Origin of the sequence: Burkholderia sp. COPS (assembly GCF_019425585.1) — a bacterium.
In the GTDB taxonomy this organism is placed as follows: Bacteria; Pseudomonadota; Gammaproteobacteria; order Burkholderiales; family Burkholderiaceae; genus Burkholderia; species Burkholderia cepacia.
Genome location: NZ_WIXR01000059.1, coordinates 34009 through 48633, shown reverse-complemented (window position 1 = coordinate 48633; position 14625 = coordinate 34009). Strand labels below are relative to the sequence as shown.

The 14625-nt window shown below is 69.3% G+C and carries 12 protein-coding genes; 5 read left to right on the top strand and 7 right to left on the bottom strand.

Annotation, left to right across the window (positions count from 1 at the left end):
- Nucleotides 1–8 precede the first annotated feature (8 nt).
- Nucleotides 9–428: a BON domain-containing protein gene (locus tag FOZ70_RS33700; RefSeq protein ID WP_042976175.1), complete on the bottom strand. Its 420-nt coding sequence runs from the start codon at nt 426–428 to the stop codon at nt 9–11.
- Nucleotides 429–670: 242 nt separating this feature from the next.
- Between FOZ70_RS33700 and FOZ70_RS33695 the strand changes: the two genes are divergently transcribed.
- Both FOZ70_RS33695 and FOZ70_RS33690 read left to right on the top strand, forming a co-directional pair.
- Nucleotides 671–1990: a glycosyltransferase family 1 protein gene (locus FOZ70_RS33695; RefSeq protein ID WP_021161244.1), complete on the top strand. Its 1320-nt coding sequence runs from the start codon at nt 671–673 to the stop codon at nt 1988–1990.
- On the top strand, nt 1990–3036 hold the full coding sequence (locus tag FOZ70_RS33690) for a UDP-glucuronic acid decarboxylase family protein (RefSeq protein ID WP_219707629.1): 1047 nt from the start codon (nt 1990–1992) through the stop codon (nt 3034–3036). Before FOZ70_RS33695 ends, FOZ70_RS33690 begins: the two co-directional genes overlap by 1 nt.
- Nucleotides 3037–3055: 19 nt before the next feature.
- Here FOZ70_RS33690 and FOZ70_RS33685 read toward each other — a convergent pair whose 3' ends face one another.
- Nucleotides 3056–5368 (bottom strand): ATP-binding protein, encoded by a 2313-nt coding sequence (locus FOZ70_RS33685; RefSeq protein WP_219707628.1) that lies wholly within the window; start codon nt 5366–5368, stop codon nt 3056–3058.
- Nucleotides 5369–5469: 101 nt separating this feature from the next.
- On the opposite strand from FOZ70_RS33685, the gene FOZ70_RS33680 reads away from it, so the two are divergent.
- Together FOZ70_RS33680 and FOZ70_RS33675 are read left to right on the top strand one after the other, a co-directional pair.
- Nucleotides 5470–6180, top strand: a complete 711-nt coding sequence (locus FOZ70_RS33680; protein ID WP_219707627.1) for a PIG-L family deacetylase — start codon at nt 5470–5472, stop codon at nt 6178–6180.
- On the top strand, nt 6159–7082 hold the full coding sequence (locus FOZ70_RS33675) for a glycosyltransferase (RefSeq protein ID WP_219707626.1): 924 nt from the start codon (nt 6159–6161) through the stop codon (nt 7080–7082). Before FOZ70_RS33680 ends, FOZ70_RS33675 begins: the two co-directional genes overlap by 22 nt.
- Before the next feature lie 17 nt (nt 7083–7099).
- Here the strand turns inward: FOZ70_RS33675 and FOZ70_RS33670 are convergent, their stop codons facing one another.
- Complete coding sequence (locus FOZ70_RS33670) at nt 7100–8467, bottom strand: sigma-54 dependent transcriptional regulator (RefSeq protein ID WP_021161249.1); 1368 nt, start codon at nt 8465–8467, stop codon at nt 7100–7102.
- Nucleotides 8468–8817: 350 nt separating this feature from the next.
- On the opposite strand from FOZ70_RS33670, the gene FOZ70_RS33665 reads away from it, so the two are divergent.
- Nucleotides 8818–9846 (top strand): sigma-54 dependent transcriptional regulator, encoded by a 1029-nt coding sequence (locus tag FOZ70_RS33665; RefSeq protein WP_219707625.1) that lies wholly within the window; start codon nt 8818–8820, stop codon nt 9844–9846.
- A 10-nt stretch (nt 9847–9856) separates the two neighbouring features.
- On the opposite strand, the gene FOZ70_RS33660 is transcribed toward FOZ70_RS33665, so the two are convergent.
- The 4 genes from FOZ70_RS33660 to FOZ70_RS33645 are packed head-to-tail and all read right to left on the bottom strand — an operon-like array spanning nt 9857 to nt 14625.
- Entirely contained in the window at nt 9857–10807 is a 951-nt protein-coding gene (locus tag FOZ70_RS33660; protein ID WP_059492688.1) for a glycosyltransferase family 4 protein, read from the bottom strand.
- Nucleotides 10797–11885 carry a glycosyltransferase family 9 protein gene (locus FOZ70_RS33655; protein WP_059813559.1) on the bottom strand — a complete coding sequence of 363 codons (1089 nt, stop codon included), beginning with the start codon at nt 11883–11885 and terminating at the stop codon, nt 10797–10799. The genes FOZ70_RS33660 and FOZ70_RS33655 overlap by 11 nt, the downstream gene beginning before the upstream one ends.
- The gene (locus FOZ70_RS33650; RefSeq protein WP_219707624.1) at nt 11882–12883 is read right to left on the bottom strand and encodes a glycosyltransferase; all 1002 of its coding nucleotides are present in this window, start codon (nt 12881–12883) and stop codon (nt 11882–11884) included. Before FOZ70_RS33650 ends, FOZ70_RS33655 begins: the two co-directional genes overlap by 4 nt.
- Nucleotides 12880–14625, bottom strand: a complete 1746-nt coding sequence (locus FOZ70_RS33645; RefSeq protein WP_219707623.1) for a carbamoyltransferase C-terminal domain-containing protein — start codon at nt 14623–14625, stop codon at nt 12880–12882. Before FOZ70_RS33645 ends, FOZ70_RS33650 begins: the two co-directional genes overlap by 4 nt.

Below are 14625 nucleotides of genomic sequence, written 5' to 3'. Positions count from 1 at the left end.
CAACGCCGTTACTTGGCCCGGATGGTCAGCTGGTCGTGCACGTCCTGCACGCCGTCCACCTGCTTCACGACGCCGACGGCCTGCGTGCGCTGCTGTTCGTCGGGCACGCTGCCGGTCAGCATCACGATGCCGTGCCGCGTCTTCACGTGGATGTCGCCGGACGACAGGCCGCTCGTGCCGACGAGCTCGGCCTTCACCTTGGTCGTGATCGTCGCGTCGCGGATCTTCCTGCCGGTCGTCGAATGCGACGACGTGGATGACGATGACGACATGGATGACGACGCGGCGCTGTCGTCGCCGGCGGCGAACACGTTCGGCGCGATCGACGCGCAGGCGGCGGCCGAGACGATCGCGATCGCCATGCCGACACGCTGGGCGCGATGGCGACGGATTCGCAGGGAACGGGCTGGGAGCGGGAATACCTTCATCGTGACCTCCTTTCGTCGAGCCGGCACGGCCGGCGGGCGGACACGACGGGCGCAAGCCGCGTGCCGCGGCCGCATCGCCGGTTGCAGGCGGCAATCGCCGGCCGGACGCGCTTTCGTCCAATGCGTTGTAATTTTTTCGACATGGCGGCTGGCGGTTTCCCCCGCAACGGCGCGGGTATGCCGCTTGCCGACAGGCACCCACGGCGGCCCGCCTGCGCGGCCCCGATACCGGGAGCAATGCCATGCAAAGAATCGCGTTGATCAGTGAACATGCATCGCCGCTTGGGGTGATCGGCGGTGTCGACGCCGGCGGTCAGAACATCTACGTCGCGAACGTCGCGAAGCAACTGGCCGAGCGCGGGCTCGACGTCGATGTCTACACGCGTTGCGACAATCCGCACCTGCCGGAAGTCGTGCCGATCGGCACGCGCATGCGCGTGATCCACGTGCGGGCCGGGCCGCCGGCCGACGTGCCGAAGGAGCAGCTGTTGCCGTACATGGTTGCGTTCGCGGACGCCATGATCGCGCGCATGCGGCGCGAGCCCGACCCGGTCGACGTGATGCACGCGAACTTCTTCATGTCCGGCGATGCGGCGCTGCGCGTGAAGCGGCAGCTCCGCATCCCGTTCGTCACGACGTTCCATGCGCTGGGCCGCGTGCGGCGCCTCCACCAGGGCGCGGCCGACGGGTTCCCGGACGCGCGCTTCACGATCGAGGACACGCTCGCGCGGCGCTCGGACCGCCTGATCGCCGAATGTCCGCAGGATGCGCTCGACCTGATCACGCACTATCACGCCGACAGGACGCGAATCGAGATCGTGCCGTGCGGTTTCGACCTCCAGGAATTCCGGCCGGTGCCGCGCATCGATGCACGCGCGCGGCTCGGCTGGCGGCAGGACGCGTTCGTCGTGCTGCAGCTCGGCCGTCTCGTGCCGCGCAAGGGCATCGATACGGTGATAGACGCGCTGGCACGCATGCCGCGCGATCCGCGGCGGCCGACGCACCTTTACGTCGTCGGCGGCAGCCAGGCGACGCCCGACCCCGCACGCGACCCGGAACTCGCGCGGCTTGCCGCGTTCGCTCACGAACTGGGGATCGCCAACCGCGTGACCTTCGTCGGCAGGCGCGAGCGCGACGCGCTGCACCTGTACTACAGCGCCGCCGACGTGTTCGTGACGACGCCGTGGTACGAACCGTTCGGCATTACGCCGGTCGAGGCGATGGCGTGCGCAACGCCGGTGCTCGGCAGCGACGTGGGCGGCATCCGCACGACGGTCGACGACGGCACGACCGGCTATCTGGTACCGCCGCGCGACCCGGCCGCGCTGGCCGCACGCCTCGTACAGTTGCGCGCGCAACCCGATCTGTGCGCGGCCCTCGGGCGCGCCGGCTACCTGCGCGCGCACCGGCTCTACACATGGCAAGGCGTGGCCGACCGGCTCGTCGACATTTACCGCGACGTCGCGCACCCGCAGCGTGCCGGCACATCGGCCGGCACCGGACGGCGCACGCCCGTGGCCGCCACGTCTGCCGTACTCGCGAACCGCAAGGAGAATACGTAATGAAGGGCTACGATCGAAAACGCGTGCTCGTCACCGGCGGCGCCGGTTTTCTTGGTTCGCATCTGTGCGAGCGCCTCGTGACGGCCGGCGACGACGTGCTGTGCGTCGACAACTTCTACACGGGCGCCCGGGACAACGTCGCGCACCTGCTCGACGCGCCCAACTTCGAGCTGATGCGGCACGACGTGACGTTTCCGCTCTATGTCGAGGTCGACGAGATCTACAACCTCGCGTGCCCCGCGTCGCCCGTCCACTACCAGCGCGACCCCGTGCAGACGACGAAAACCAGCGTGCACGGCGCGATCAACCTGCTCGGCCTCGCGAAGCGCGTGAAGGCGCGCATCCTGCAGGCATCGACGAGCGAGGTGTACGGCGACCCCGACGTCCATCCGCAGGACGAACGGTATTGCGGCCGCGTGAACCCGACCGGCCTCCGTGCGTGCTACGACGAAGGCAAGCGCTGCGCGGAAACGCTGTTCATGGACTATCACCGCCAGTACGGCGTCGACGTGCGGATCGCGCGGATCTTCAATACCTACGGCCCGCGCATGCATCCGGCCGACGGGCGCGTCGTGTCGAACTTCGTCACGCAGGCGCTCGCGGAAGCGCCGCTGACCGTGTACGGCGACGGCCGGCAGACGCGCTCGTTCTGCTACGTGGACGACATGGTCGAGGCGCTGATCCGGCTGATGGCCGAGCCGGGCGACGCGAGCGAGCCGGTCAATCTCGGCAGCGACGTCGAGATCGCGATGATCGACGTCGCGCGCGAGGTCGTACGGATCGTCGGCACGACAGTGCCGATCGAGTTCCGGCCGCTGCCATCCGACGATCCACGCCAGCGGCGACCGAACCTGGACGCCGCGCAACGGCGGCTCGGCTGGCATGCGACGACGACGCTGGCGAATGGACTCGCGCACACCGCCCGGTATTTCATCCAGCGCCAGGTCACGCACCATGCACCCGGCGACCTCGTGCGCAGCACGCGGATCGCGTCGCACCTGCTCGCGCGGGTACATACGCAGAACCGGCCGGCACCCGCGACGTAACGCGTCGGCGGCCCGCGCGTCAGCCGTCGCGCTTCGTCGCGTGCGCGATCTTTTGGGCCAGTTCGCGCACGTCGACCGGCTTGCACAGATAGCCGTCGAACCCGGCCTCCAGCGCACGGCGTTCGTCGGCGAGCCCCGCATGCGCGGTGACGGCGAGCACGCACACGTCCGGCTGGCCGCCGTCGCCGTTCATCGACCCGCGCCGCAGCGCATCCAGCAGCCAGAAGCCGTCGCCGTCGGGCATCGCGAGATCGGACAACACGACGGTCGGCCGCATGTCGGCCGCCACCGCAAGCGCTTCGCGGCCCGACGACGCGATCGCGACGGCCGCGCCGAAGGTGGTCAGCGCGGCCGTGAGGCTCGCGCGCGTCGTCCCGTCGTCGTCGACGATCAGGATCCGTTGCGCGTCGAGCGCAAGCGCCTCGCGCGGACCACTGCCCGCCTGCGCGATGCTCCATGCCATCGCGCCGGCCGGCTGCCAGCCGGCGGGCAGCGTTACCGTGAAGGTCGTGCCGAGATTGCGGCCCGCGCTCGTCACGGTCACGCGGCCGCCGTGCAGTTCGGCGATATGCCGCACGATCGACAGGCCGAGACCGAGACCGCGCCGCGACGACGCGGGCGAATCGTCCGCGCGGCGGAACATGTCGAACACGTACGGGACGAACTCCGCCGCGACGCCCTGCCCGGTATCGACCACGGTCAATACCGCACGCGCGTCGTCGCGCGCGAGCCGGACCGTCACGCTGCCGCCGCCCGGCGTGAATTTCAGCGCATTCGAAATGAGATTCGACAGCATCTGCCGCAAGCGCTCGGCATCGCCCGACACGATGCACGACGCGGCATCGCAATCGAACTCGAGCACGATGCCGGCGGACGATGCGGCTGTCTGGAACGCACCGACCGAATCGGCAAACAGCCGCACGAGGTCGACCGGCGTCGTGTCGAGCCGCAGCTTGCCGGTCGCGAGCGACGACGCATCGAGAATGTCGCCGACCATCCGCGTGAGCGAGCGCGCGCTGCGGTCGATCGCATCGACCGCCTGATGCTGCAGCGCGTGATCGGCGGAGTTGCGCAGCACCTCGACCCAGCCGTAGATCACGTTCAGCGGCGTGCGCAGTTCGTGCGATACCGTCGCCAGCAACTCGTCCTTCAGCCGGTTCGATGTGGCGGCCTGATCGCGTGCATCGCGCGCGCCCTGCAGCGAGCGCTGCGCGCGGAGGTCACGACGGCGCTGCGCACCGGTTTCGCGCAGCGTCAGCGACAGCGCAACGCATTCGCGCGCCTCGCCGCGTACCGGGCGCACCGACAACGTGGCGCGAAAACGCCTGCCATCGCGCCGCACGCACAGCAGTTCGATCGGCCCGACCGGTGCATGCATCCCGCCGAACGATTCGGTCAGCGGATTGCGCCGCAACCAGCGCATCGCGATCAGCGAATCGAACATGCGCCCGCGCGCGTCTGCCTCGTCGTAACCGAAGATCCGCTGCGCGGCCGGATTCCAGCTGACAATGCAGCCGCTTGCGTCGATGCCGACGATCGCGTCCGGCGATGCGTCGACGACCGCATGCTGCAACCGTGACGCATCGATGCGCGCGCGGTCCGCGCTGGCATCGCGCAGCAGCAGCACCGCGCCGTCGACGTTGCCGTCGGCGTCGCAGAGCGGCGACGCCACCTCGACGATCGGCACCGGATCGCCGGCACCGCCCGGATGCAGCCAGTGCCTGTCGGACGTGGCGTCAGCGCCATCGAGCGCGCGATCGAGCGGCGTCGTCTGTACGCGCCGCCCCTCATGGTCGACGATCCGCAGCACGTCGCGCACGGGCTGCCCCGTCGCGTCGTCCTGCCGGCAGCCCGCAAGTTTGGCCGCCGCCGCGTTGATATGGGTCAACCGCCCTTTCGTGTCGATCGCGACCACGCCATGCGGCAGCGCACGCAGCACGGCTTCGAGCTGCCGGCGCGCGGCCGCCTCGCGCCGACGGGCGCGATCGTTCGTGACCCGCGTGTGTCGCAACATCGACGCAATCGCACAGACCAGCGCACCGACGAGCATGAACGTACCGAGCTGCACGAGCCGCTCGGGCAGCGGCGCCGGATAGGCGGCCGGATCGGACAGGAACAGCGTCCACACGAGCAACCCGCTCACGACGGTCGACACGACGCCGAACAGGAACGACGTCGCCCACGCGGCGCCGGCGAGCAGCGGGTAGTACAGGACGAACGGCAGGTTCACGCCGCCGAAACGGATCGCGAGCGCCTGCAGCACGGTCGCGATCGCGACCAGCATCACCGCCGTGGCGTAGTTTCCGGCCGGCGGCCGGACCAGGTCGATCATCGAACGCGCTCCTCGGGGGAAAACCGGCGGCGGGCGGGCACGGCGCGTGCTCGCCGGAGGGAACCCGCGGCGCAGCCGCTCCCTCCAGGAATCGCCACGCCATGAACGCTCCAGCACGCTGGCTCGTCGTCTCGCCGCACCTCGATGATGCCGTTTTCAGTTGCGGTCGGCTGCTCGCGCAAGCACCCGGCTCGATCGTCGTCACCGTCTTCGCGGGCATTCCGCCGCGCGGCACGCCCGCGCCGCCCTGGGATCGCCGCGCCGGCTTCGACCATGCCGACGAGGCCGTCCGCGCGCGCCGCGCCGAGGACGGCCGCGCGCTCGCGCTGCTCGATGCGCACCCCGTCTGGCTCGACTTCCTCGACGACCAGTACGGCGTGCCGGCGGCATCGACCGCCATCGCCGCAAGCCTGGCCGAGGCGATCGATACCCATGATGGCTTCGGCGTGCTCGCGCCGGCCGGCCTGTTCCATCGCGATCATCTGCAAGTGCAGCAGGCCGTGCTGACGCTGCTGCCGCACAACGCCGACATGCCGACGCACGCGTCGCACGTCTGGCGCTTCTACGAAGACGTGCCGTATCGCCGTATCGGCGGACTGATGGCCCGACGCGTGATCGACTGGCGCGAACGCGGCTGGATCGCGCATCCGGTGGGCGCACCGGCCGGCAGCCATACGCGTGGCGCCGCCGCGAAAGCCGCCGCCGTCGCCGCGTATGCGAGTCAGGTTGCGCTGTTCGAGCCTCATATGCGCGCCGATCTCCAGGAACCCGAAACGTATTGGCGGCTCGCATGCGACGTCACGTTCGCGTAACGCCCGCGCGTATCGCGCTGCCACCGGCCGAACCGCGCGTGACCGCCGTCGTGCTGACCTGCCGGCGCGCGGCCGAACTCGCGCACACACTGGCGCGACTCACCGCATTGCCCGACCGGCCGGCGATCGTCGTCGTCGACAACGCGTCGACCCCTGCGACGGCCGCACTGATCCGCGACCGCTTTGCGCACGCGACGCTCGTGCATGCGCCCGCGAATCTGGGCGCGGCCGGCCGCAATCTCGGTGCGGCCATCGCACGCACGCGCCACATCGCATTCTGCGACGACGATACGTGGTGGGCGCCCGGTTCGATCGCCGAAGCCGCGAACCTGCTCGATGCGTATCCGCACGTCGCGGCCGTCACGGCGCGCGTGCTGGTCGGCCCCGAACAACGCGAGGATCCGACCTGCGGGTTGATGGCCGACAGCCCGCTCGACGCGCCCGTCGCGCTGCCCGGCCGCCCGATCCTCGGGCTGCTGGCCGGCGCGACCGCATTCCGGCGCAGTGCGTTCGTGCAGGCCGGCGGCTACCATCCGCGCTACTTCCTCGGCGGCGAGGAAGCACTGCTCGCGTTCGACCTGTACGGCGCCGGCCACTGGCTCGTGTACGCGCCGCATTTGACCGTGCATCACTACCCGTCGCCCCGCCGCGACGGGCCGGCACGCGCCAGCGTCGCCGCCCGCAACGCGACGTGGACCGCATGGCTCAGGTGGCCGGCCGCGGCCGCATGGCTGTACACCGTGCGACGGCTGCCGCTGCTGCGTCGCGAACGCGCGATCGCGCGCACGCTCGCCGGGCTGCCGTGGATCCTGCGCGAACGGCGTGCGATCCCGCCGCATGTCGAACGCATGCGCCGCCGTCTCGACCGCGATGCGCGTCGTGATGCGGAAACGAGGGGGTGAGCACGATCGAGACGGCATCAGGAATCCGGCTTTTCCGCTTCGTCTTCCAGTTGCGCGAGCCGGTTATAGATCGTTTTCAGGCTGACGTCGAGCACCTCGGCCGCCTGCGCCTTCACGCCGCCGCACTGCGCGATCGTGCCGAGGATCAGCTTGCGGTCGACTTCCTCGAGCGGCGTGCCGAACGGCACCGTCACGCGATCCTCGTGCGAATCGACCATGTTCGACAGCTCGTCCATGATCGGAGGCGGCAGCGTATCGATCACGTCGGCGTCGGTGAAGATGCTCGCGCGCTGCACGAAGTTGCGCAGCTCGCGCACGTTGCCGGGCCACTCGTAGGTCTTCAGCGCTTCGCGCGCGGCCGGCGCGAAACGCAGGTTGCGGCCGCTTTCCTCGTTGTAGCGCTGCAGGAACGCATCCGCGAGCATCGGGATGTCATCGCCGCGCTCGCGCAGCGACGGCAGCGGAATCGGGAACACGTTGATCCGGTGAAACAGGTCGGGCCGCAGCTTGCCGTCCGCCATCGCGGCTTCCGGATCGCGGTTCGTCGCAGCGACGATGCGCACGTCGACGTCGATCTCGCGCGTCGAGCCCAGCCGCGTGACGCGCCCCGTTTCCAGCACGCGCAACAGCTTGACCTGCGATTCGAGCGGCATTTCGGTGATCTCGTCGAGAAACAGCGTGCCGCCGTCCGCGCGTTCGAAGAAGCCCTTGTGCTGACGCTCGGCACCGGTGAAGCTGCCGCGGTCGTGGCCGAACATCTCGCTCTCGACGAGGTTCGCGGCGATCGCGCCGCAGTTCACCGCGAGGAACGGGCCGCGGCGGCGCAGGCTCAGGTCGTGCACGGTCTGCGCGGCGAGTTCCTTGCCGGTGCCCGATTCGCCCGTGAGCAGTACCGACGCCTCGGTGCGCGCGACACGACCGATTGCGTCATAGACAGCCTGCATCGCGGGAGAACTGCCGAGCATGCGGCCGAAGCGGCCGAGGCGCTTCAGTTCCGAGCGCAGCTCCGCGATTTCCTCGTGCAGCGCGGTGGTGCGCGGCACGCGCGCAAAGATGCTGTTCAGCCGCTGCATGTTGAGCGGCTTCACCAGATAATCGGTCGCGCCGCGCCGCAAGGCGTCGATCGCGGTTTCCAGGCTCGCGTGGCCGGTGGTCAACACCATTTCGCAATGCGCGCGCTTGGGCAACGCGTCGAACAGATCCATGCCGTTGCCGTCCGGCAGCACGAGATCGCATAGCACGAGATCAGGCGTATGAGTCGAGACCAGCGTACGCGCCTCTTCGAGCGTGGCCGCCGTATCGCACGCAAGCTGCTGCGTGCGTGCGAGCGTGGCCAGCATTGTTCGCGTATCGGCATCGTCTTCGACGATCAGGACGTATGGCATCGAGGCTCCTTGGAATGCGGCCCGGCGCGATCGTCGGCGGGCACCGCGGCAGGTTCGGCGCAATGCGCGCCGCCGCGCAGCCCGCGGCGGCATGCTTGATGCCGCATGCGAACGGGCAGACAAGTTGTCCGGCACGGACAAACAGGTGCTTAGCAGTATAGAAGAACGAGGTCGCGCATTCGTCGTCCATCTAATAAATCTATCTGTCGACGCTATCTGCATTGCCAGATTCAATGCCGGGAAATCGGCACAAAATGTATCCTCGGTACATGAAAAACGACGTGTGCCACGTCAATTTTTCATCCGGCCTCGACACATTCGGTCATATTTTCCCCATTCGATCTCACATCATGTCGAAATCTGTCGATGAGGGTGCACGTCTGTTCGGTCACTCACGTACGATCCAGGATCTGCTGTTGAAGGTATCGCGCGTGGCGGCAACGCGCATCAGCGTCCTGATCGTCGGCGAAAGCGGTGCCGGAAAGGATATCGTCGCGCGGCTGATTCACGACATGAGCCCGCGCCGACGCGGGCCATTCGTCCCCGTGAATTGCGGCGCGATCCCGCACGACATCGCGGAATCGCAATTGTTCGGCCACGAAAAGGGCAGCTTCACGGGCGCCATTTCGCAGCATGTGGGCATGTTCGAAGCCGCACGCGGCGGCACGCTGTTTCTCGACGAGATCGCCGAAATGCCCGCCGAGCTGCAGGTCAAGCTGCTGCGCACGCTGGAGACGAACACGATCGTGCGCGTGGGCGGCCACGAGCCGATTCCGATCGACGTGCGGATCGTGGCGGCCACCCATCACGATCCGGTCGAGGCGCTGCGCACCGGGCGGCTGCGCGAAGACCTGTTCTACCGGATCGCGCCGGTCGCGCTGCACGTGCCCGCGCTCAGGCAGCGCGAGGACGATGTCGGCGATATCGCGCTGCAGATCGTGGAGCGGCTGAATGTGCGGCACCGTACGAGAAAGCGGCTGTCCACGCAGGCGATGAAGGCGCTGCGCGCCTATACGTGGCCCGGCAACGTGCGCGAGCTGCGCAACGCGCTGGAGCGCGCGTTCATCCTCGCCGACGAGCAGATCGAACTGCAGTTGCCGCGCCGCCAGCCGCCGCGCGAGGAAGTGCGCCACAACGCAATGACGCTGCATATCGGCACGACGCTCGCACACACGCAGCAGCGCTTCATCGTCGCATCGCTGCGGCACTTCAACGGCGACAAGCCGCGTACCGCGAAGGCGCTCGGCATCAGCCTGAAGACGCTGTACAACCGCCTCGCGCTGCTGCCCGAGCACGAGCGCAATGCGGTGAGCGGCACCGCCCAGTCCAGTGGTGCGAACGGCGCCGACATGCCCGCTCCGCCCGCGGCGAACCCGTAAGCGCCGCGCATCACGTGGTCACGTCGCGCAGCGCCGTGTCCCAGTCGCGCACGAACCGTTCGATGCCGAAGCGTTCGCAGGCGTCGCGGCGCGCAGCCGCGCCCCACTCGCGCGCGAGTTCCGGCTCGCGGATCAGCGTGCGCATCGCATCGACGAGCACGGGCAGCCGCGTATCGGCCACGCCGTTACAACCGCTCCTCACGAGCTGCGCCATCTCGGTCGTCGCGAGCGCGACGATCGGCAGCCCGATCATCATCGCCTCGATCACCGCGAGCCCGAGGCTCGTGTAGCGGATCGGGTTGAAGAAGAACCGGTAGTGCGACAGGAACTGCGGCAGCGCCGGGTTCGGCACTTCGCCGATCCCGCCGAGTTCGCTCGAACCCATGCCGACCAGGTCGATCGGCACGCTGTGCCGCACGACCTCGAACAGGTCCGCGCCGAGGCGCCGGCCGCGGCGCGCGAGATTGTTGACGACGGCCACGCCCTTCGGCAGCGTGCCGTGATACTCGACGCCTTCCGGCATCAGCACGCCGTGCTCGATCACGCGCGTCGGCGTCACGCCGTTGTCCCACATCAGCGCGTTGAACGGCGTCACGTGCACCAGCAACACGTTCGGGTCCTGCACCGGATGCAGCGTGTCGGTCGGATGCTCGCGCGGCGGATCGTGCTCGACGAACAGCGTCGGCAGCGCGCGCTGCGCTTCGCTCAGCAGCCGCAGGCGGTCGTGCTGGTAATGCTTCACGTGCTGGTACAGCACGCAGTCGAATTCGGTGTCGCGCACGCACTCGGCCGGCACCTCGTGCACGTTGTCGCCCCACGGCAGGTGCCCGACGCGGCCCGCATAGCCGGGCGGATGCTGCGGCTTCGTCACGATGTAGAAATCGTGCGGCGCCTGCGACAGGTAATACAGGTAGTTGCCATGCACGTGCCAGGTCAGCACGCGCAACCGCTTACGTGACATGACGTCTCTCCTTCGCGAGCAGGTCGCCCGCCTGGTCGATCACGTCGCCGACGCCGATGGCCGTCGCGCATTCGTGCCCGTACGGGCACGTGTCGAACATGCAAGGCCGGCACGCCGGGTAGTTGGCGAGCACACGATGGCGCGCACCGTCGAGCGGCGCCCAGCGCGCGGTATCGCTGCCGCACGCGACGACGACGCTCGGCGTGCCGAGCGCCGCCGCGATATGCGACACACCGGTGTCGTTGCACAACAGCAGCCGTGCGCGGCCGATCAATGCCGCGAGCGCACCAAGCGGCGTGCGCCCGCACAGGTTCACGCACGGCCGCGCAAGGTGCTCGGCGAATGCGCCGGCCAGCGCCATTTCCGCGCGCGTGCCGGTCAGCACGACCTGCCAGCCGTCGTCGGCGAGCTGCCGTGCGGCGAGCGCGAAGCGCTCGACCGGCCAGCGCCGCGACGCCATCCGCGCGCCGGGATGGACGATCACGTAGCGACCCGGATCGAGTGCGTGTTCGTCGCGGAGTACGTGCCACAGCGCATAGTCGAGGCCGCCGAGCGGGAATTCGAGGTAGTCGCCGCAATCCGCGTAGCCGAGCTTGCGTGTGAGCGCCAGGTAGCGTGTCACTTCCGGTTCGTCGTCGCGCCACACGAGCGCGCAATCGAGCGCGGTCGTGCCGCCGTCGGCCGGCATGAAACCCGCCGTGCGCGTCGCGCCCAGCGACGCGACGATCGCGTTCGTGTGCGCGCCGCTGCCGTGCAGCTGAATCGCGAGGTCGAAGTCGCGCGAACGGCATTCGGCGATGAACGCTTCGCGCGTGGCCGCATCGGGTTCGGGCTGCTCGCCAAGGCCCGGCGCGCCGGGGAACGCGATGAAGCTGTCGATGTAGTCGGAGAAGCGCGACGCGAACTCGCGCGCCCACGGCAGGCCGATCAGCGTGATGCGCGCGTCGGGTTCGCCGCGCCGCAGCGCGCGCAGCGCGGGGACGGCGCACAGCATGTCGCCCAGTTGCAGCGCGCGAAATACCGCGATCCGCGTCGGGCCGTGCGAGCTGTCGGCATCGAGACCGTGGTCGGGCGTCATAGGAAGATCACGCGGAAATGCAGCGCGCCGCGCATGCGCCAGTACACCGACACGGGCGGAATCGCGATGGACGTGACGATCATCTCGGCCACATGCGACGGCGTGAGCTGCGTGCCGCGCAATCGTTTCGCGCAGAACCCCGCGGTAATCGCGGCCCACACCGCCGCGCACACGATCGCCGGCGCCGGCCAGCCGGCGGCGAAACAGCCGATCGCGCCAAGCGCCGCCAGCACGGCCGCGTAGTAGTGCCAGGGCGGCACCCGCCGGATATGACGCCGGTAGGTCGCGCGATGCTTCTTGTACAGCAGCGCGTCGAAATACACCTTCGACTGCTGGCCGATGCTCGCCCCCCAGTGTGCGGGACGCACCGGATGCACGATACGTGCGGCGTCGGCGCCGACGATCGGCCCCGCGTGCTCGCGCAGCGCGAACATCAGGTCCGCATCCTCGCGCCATGCACGCGTGAAGCGTTCGTCGAACCCGCCCACCCGTTCGAGCGCCGCGCGCCGCACAAAGCAGTTCGCGGTCGCGAATTCCGCATGCGCGAGGCCCGCCGCGTCGCGTTCGTAGTCGGTCGGGCACGGCCGCAGCGGCACGTCGATACGGCCGGCCGCGGCGGCGGCCGCCGGCTCGGCGAGCAGCGCGGCCGCGCCATGGCGCAGCCACGTCGGGTCGGGAATCGTGTCGTCGTCGGTGAACGCGATCAATGCGCCGCACGCGCTGCGCCAGCCCACGTTGCGCGCGCCGGCCGGCCCCTGCGTGGCGGGCGCTGTCATGTAGCGGATCGCCGGCCTGGAGGTCACGCGCGCGCGGCACGCGTCGACGACGGGCCGCGCGCTGCCTGCCGGATCGTCGTCCACGACGACGATCTCGTAGGCGTTCGGGTCGAACACCTGCACGCACAGCGCGTCGAGGCAGCGTTCGAGCAGGTCGGGCCGCCGGTAGGTCGGCACGACGACCGACACCACGGGCGACAGGTGCGCGGCGCGTCCGTTCATCTCGGCTTCTCCAGCAGGAACGGACCGATCACGAGCGCGTCGAGCGGCGACGTCCAGAAGCATTCGATCGCATCGCGCGGCGTGCAGACGATCGGTTCGCCGCGCGTATTGAACGATGTGTTGACGAGCACCGGCACGCCGGTGAGCGCATCGAACTCGGTCAGCAGTGCGTGCAGCAGCGGATGCTGCATCTCGTCGACGGTCTGCACGCGCGCGGTCCCGTCGATGTGACGCACGGCCGGAATCCGCGCGGCGCGTTCGGGCACGACGTCGTAGACGAACAGCATGAACGGCGCGCGCAGCGGCGTATGCCGGCCGCCTGCGAACCAGTGATGCGCGCGGCTTTCGAGCACGACCGGCGCGACCGGCCGGAAGTCCTCGCGGTCCTTGATTCGGTTCAGCTTGTGCTGCATGTCCGGGTCGATCGGCGAGGCAAGGATCGAGCGAGCGCCGAGCGCGCGCGGGCCGAATTCCATGCGCCCCTGGAACCAGCCGATCACGCGGTTCGCCGCGAGCAGCGCGGCCGTCTGCGCGGCGACGTCGTCGAGCCGCCGGTACGGCAGCTGCGCATCCTTCAGGAACGCCTCGATCGCGTCGTCGCCGTACGACGGCCCGAGATACGCGTGATCCATCCGCCAGCCGCCGCGTGCGCCGCGCATCCGGAAGTCGGTCCACAGCGCCGCGCCGAGCGCCGTGCCCGCATCGCCCGCGGCCGGCTGCACCCACACGTCGTCGAACGGACCGCGATCGCGAATCTTCGCGTTCATCACGCAGTTCAGCGCGACGCCGCCCGCCATCGCGAGCTGCCGCTCGCCCGTCTCGGCGGCCAGCCAGTCGACCGCCTGCAGCGTCGTTTCTTCGAGCACGAGCTGCAACGCATGCGCGATGTCGCAGTGATGCGGCTCGATCGCGCCGCCCCCTTCGCGCGGCGCGCCGAACAGCGCGGCCAGATCGGCGTCGACGACGTCGTAGCGACCTTCGCCGCGATACCGCACCAGTTGGCGCATCGTGTCGGCAAACACCGGTTTGCCATACGATGCGAGCGCCATCACCTTGTACTCGTCGGACGAGTGCAGGAAGCCGAGATAGCGCGTCAGTCGCTCGTACAGCAGGCCGAGCGAGTGCGGCAGGTTCACCTGCCCAAGCCGCCGGTAGGTGCGGCCGTCGAATACGCCGTAGCTCGTCGTCGCCCGCTCGCCGCGCCCGTCCATCGTCATCACCGCACAGCGCTCGAACGGCGCCGCGAGAAACGCGCTCGCCTCGTGCGCGAGATGGTGTTCGACGAAATGCCAGCGGAACGGCCCTTCGTGCGTGACGCCGCGAAAACGCCGCTGCAGGTGATGCGGCGCGCCGCCCGCGAGCTGGCGCGGCGCGTTGACGATCGACGACAGGAACAGCGGATGCCACGGCGACGCGCCGTCGTCGCGCGGCGCATGCGCGGAAGGCGACAGCGGCAACGTCAGCGCCGGTGCGGTGCCTTCGCGGTCGAGTTCGAACCACGGGTCGTACGAGTATGCGACGTGATCGACGTCCACCAGCGCGATGCCGGCTTCGTCGAGACAATAGTCGATCGCGTGGTAAGGCAGCTCCCAGGTCGAGAACGGCACCGGGCGCTTCGCGTGCTTCACGTGCGTGAAGCGTTCGTCCTCGGCCGCCGCGATCACGACGCCGTCGCGCACGATGCATGCGGCGCTGTCGTGGAACGCGGCGTTGATGCCGAGCGTATGGATCGGGTTTGGCAT

What these genes read in the sequence shown, in the direction of transcription:
- FOZ70_RS33700 (WP_042976175.1), bottom strand. Translation starts at nt 428, where the DNA reads ATGAAGGTATTCCCGCTCCCAGCCCGTTCCCTGCGAATCCGTCGCCAT.
- FOZ70_RS33685 (WP_219707628.1), bottom strand. Translation starts at nt 5,368, where the DNA reads ATGATCGACCTGGTCCGGCCGCCGGCCGGAAACTACGCCACGGCGGTG.
- FOZ70_RS33695 (WP_021161244.1), top strand. Translation starts at nt 671, where the DNA reads ATGCAAAGAATCGCGTTGATCAGTGAACATGCATCGCCGCTTGGGGTG.
- FOZ70_RS33670 (WP_021161249.1), bottom strand. Translation starts at nt 8,467, where the DNA reads ATGCCATACGTCCTGATCGTCGAAGACGATGCCGATACGCGAACAATG.
- FOZ70_RS33655 (WP_059813559.1), bottom strand. Translation starts at nt 11,885, where the DNA reads ATGACGCCCGACCACGGTCTCGATGCCGACAGCTCGCACGGCCCGACG.
- FOZ70_RS33665 (WP_219707625.1), top strand. Translation starts at nt 8,818, where the DNA reads ATGTCGAAATCTGTCGATGAGGGTGCACGTCTGTTCGGTCACTCACGT.
- FOZ70_RS33675 (WP_219707626.1), top strand. Translation starts at nt 6,159, where the DNA reads ATGCGACGTCACGTTCGCGTAACGCCCGCGCGTATCGCGCTGCCACCG.
- FOZ70_RS33660 (WP_059492688.1), bottom strand. Translation starts at nt 10,807, where the DNA reads ATGTCACGTAAGCGGTTGCGCGTGCTGACCTGGCACGTGCATGGCAAC.
- FOZ70_RS33645 (WP_219707623.1), bottom strand. Translation starts at nt 14,625, where the DNA reads ATGCCAAACCCGATCCATACGCTCGGCATCAACGCCGCGTTCCACGAC.
- FOZ70_RS33690 (WP_219707629.1), top strand. Translation starts at nt 1,990, where the DNA reads ATGAAGGGCTACGATCGAAAACGCGTGCTCGTCACCGGCGGCGCCGGT.
- FOZ70_RS33680 (WP_219707627.1), top strand. Translation starts at nt 5,470, where the DNA reads ATGAACGCTCCAGCACGCTGGCTCGTCGTCTCGCCGCACCTCGATGAT.
- FOZ70_RS33650 (WP_219707624.1), bottom strand. Translation starts at nt 12,883, where the DNA reads ATGAACGGACGCGCCGCGCACCTGTCGCCCGTGGTGTCGGTCGTCGTG.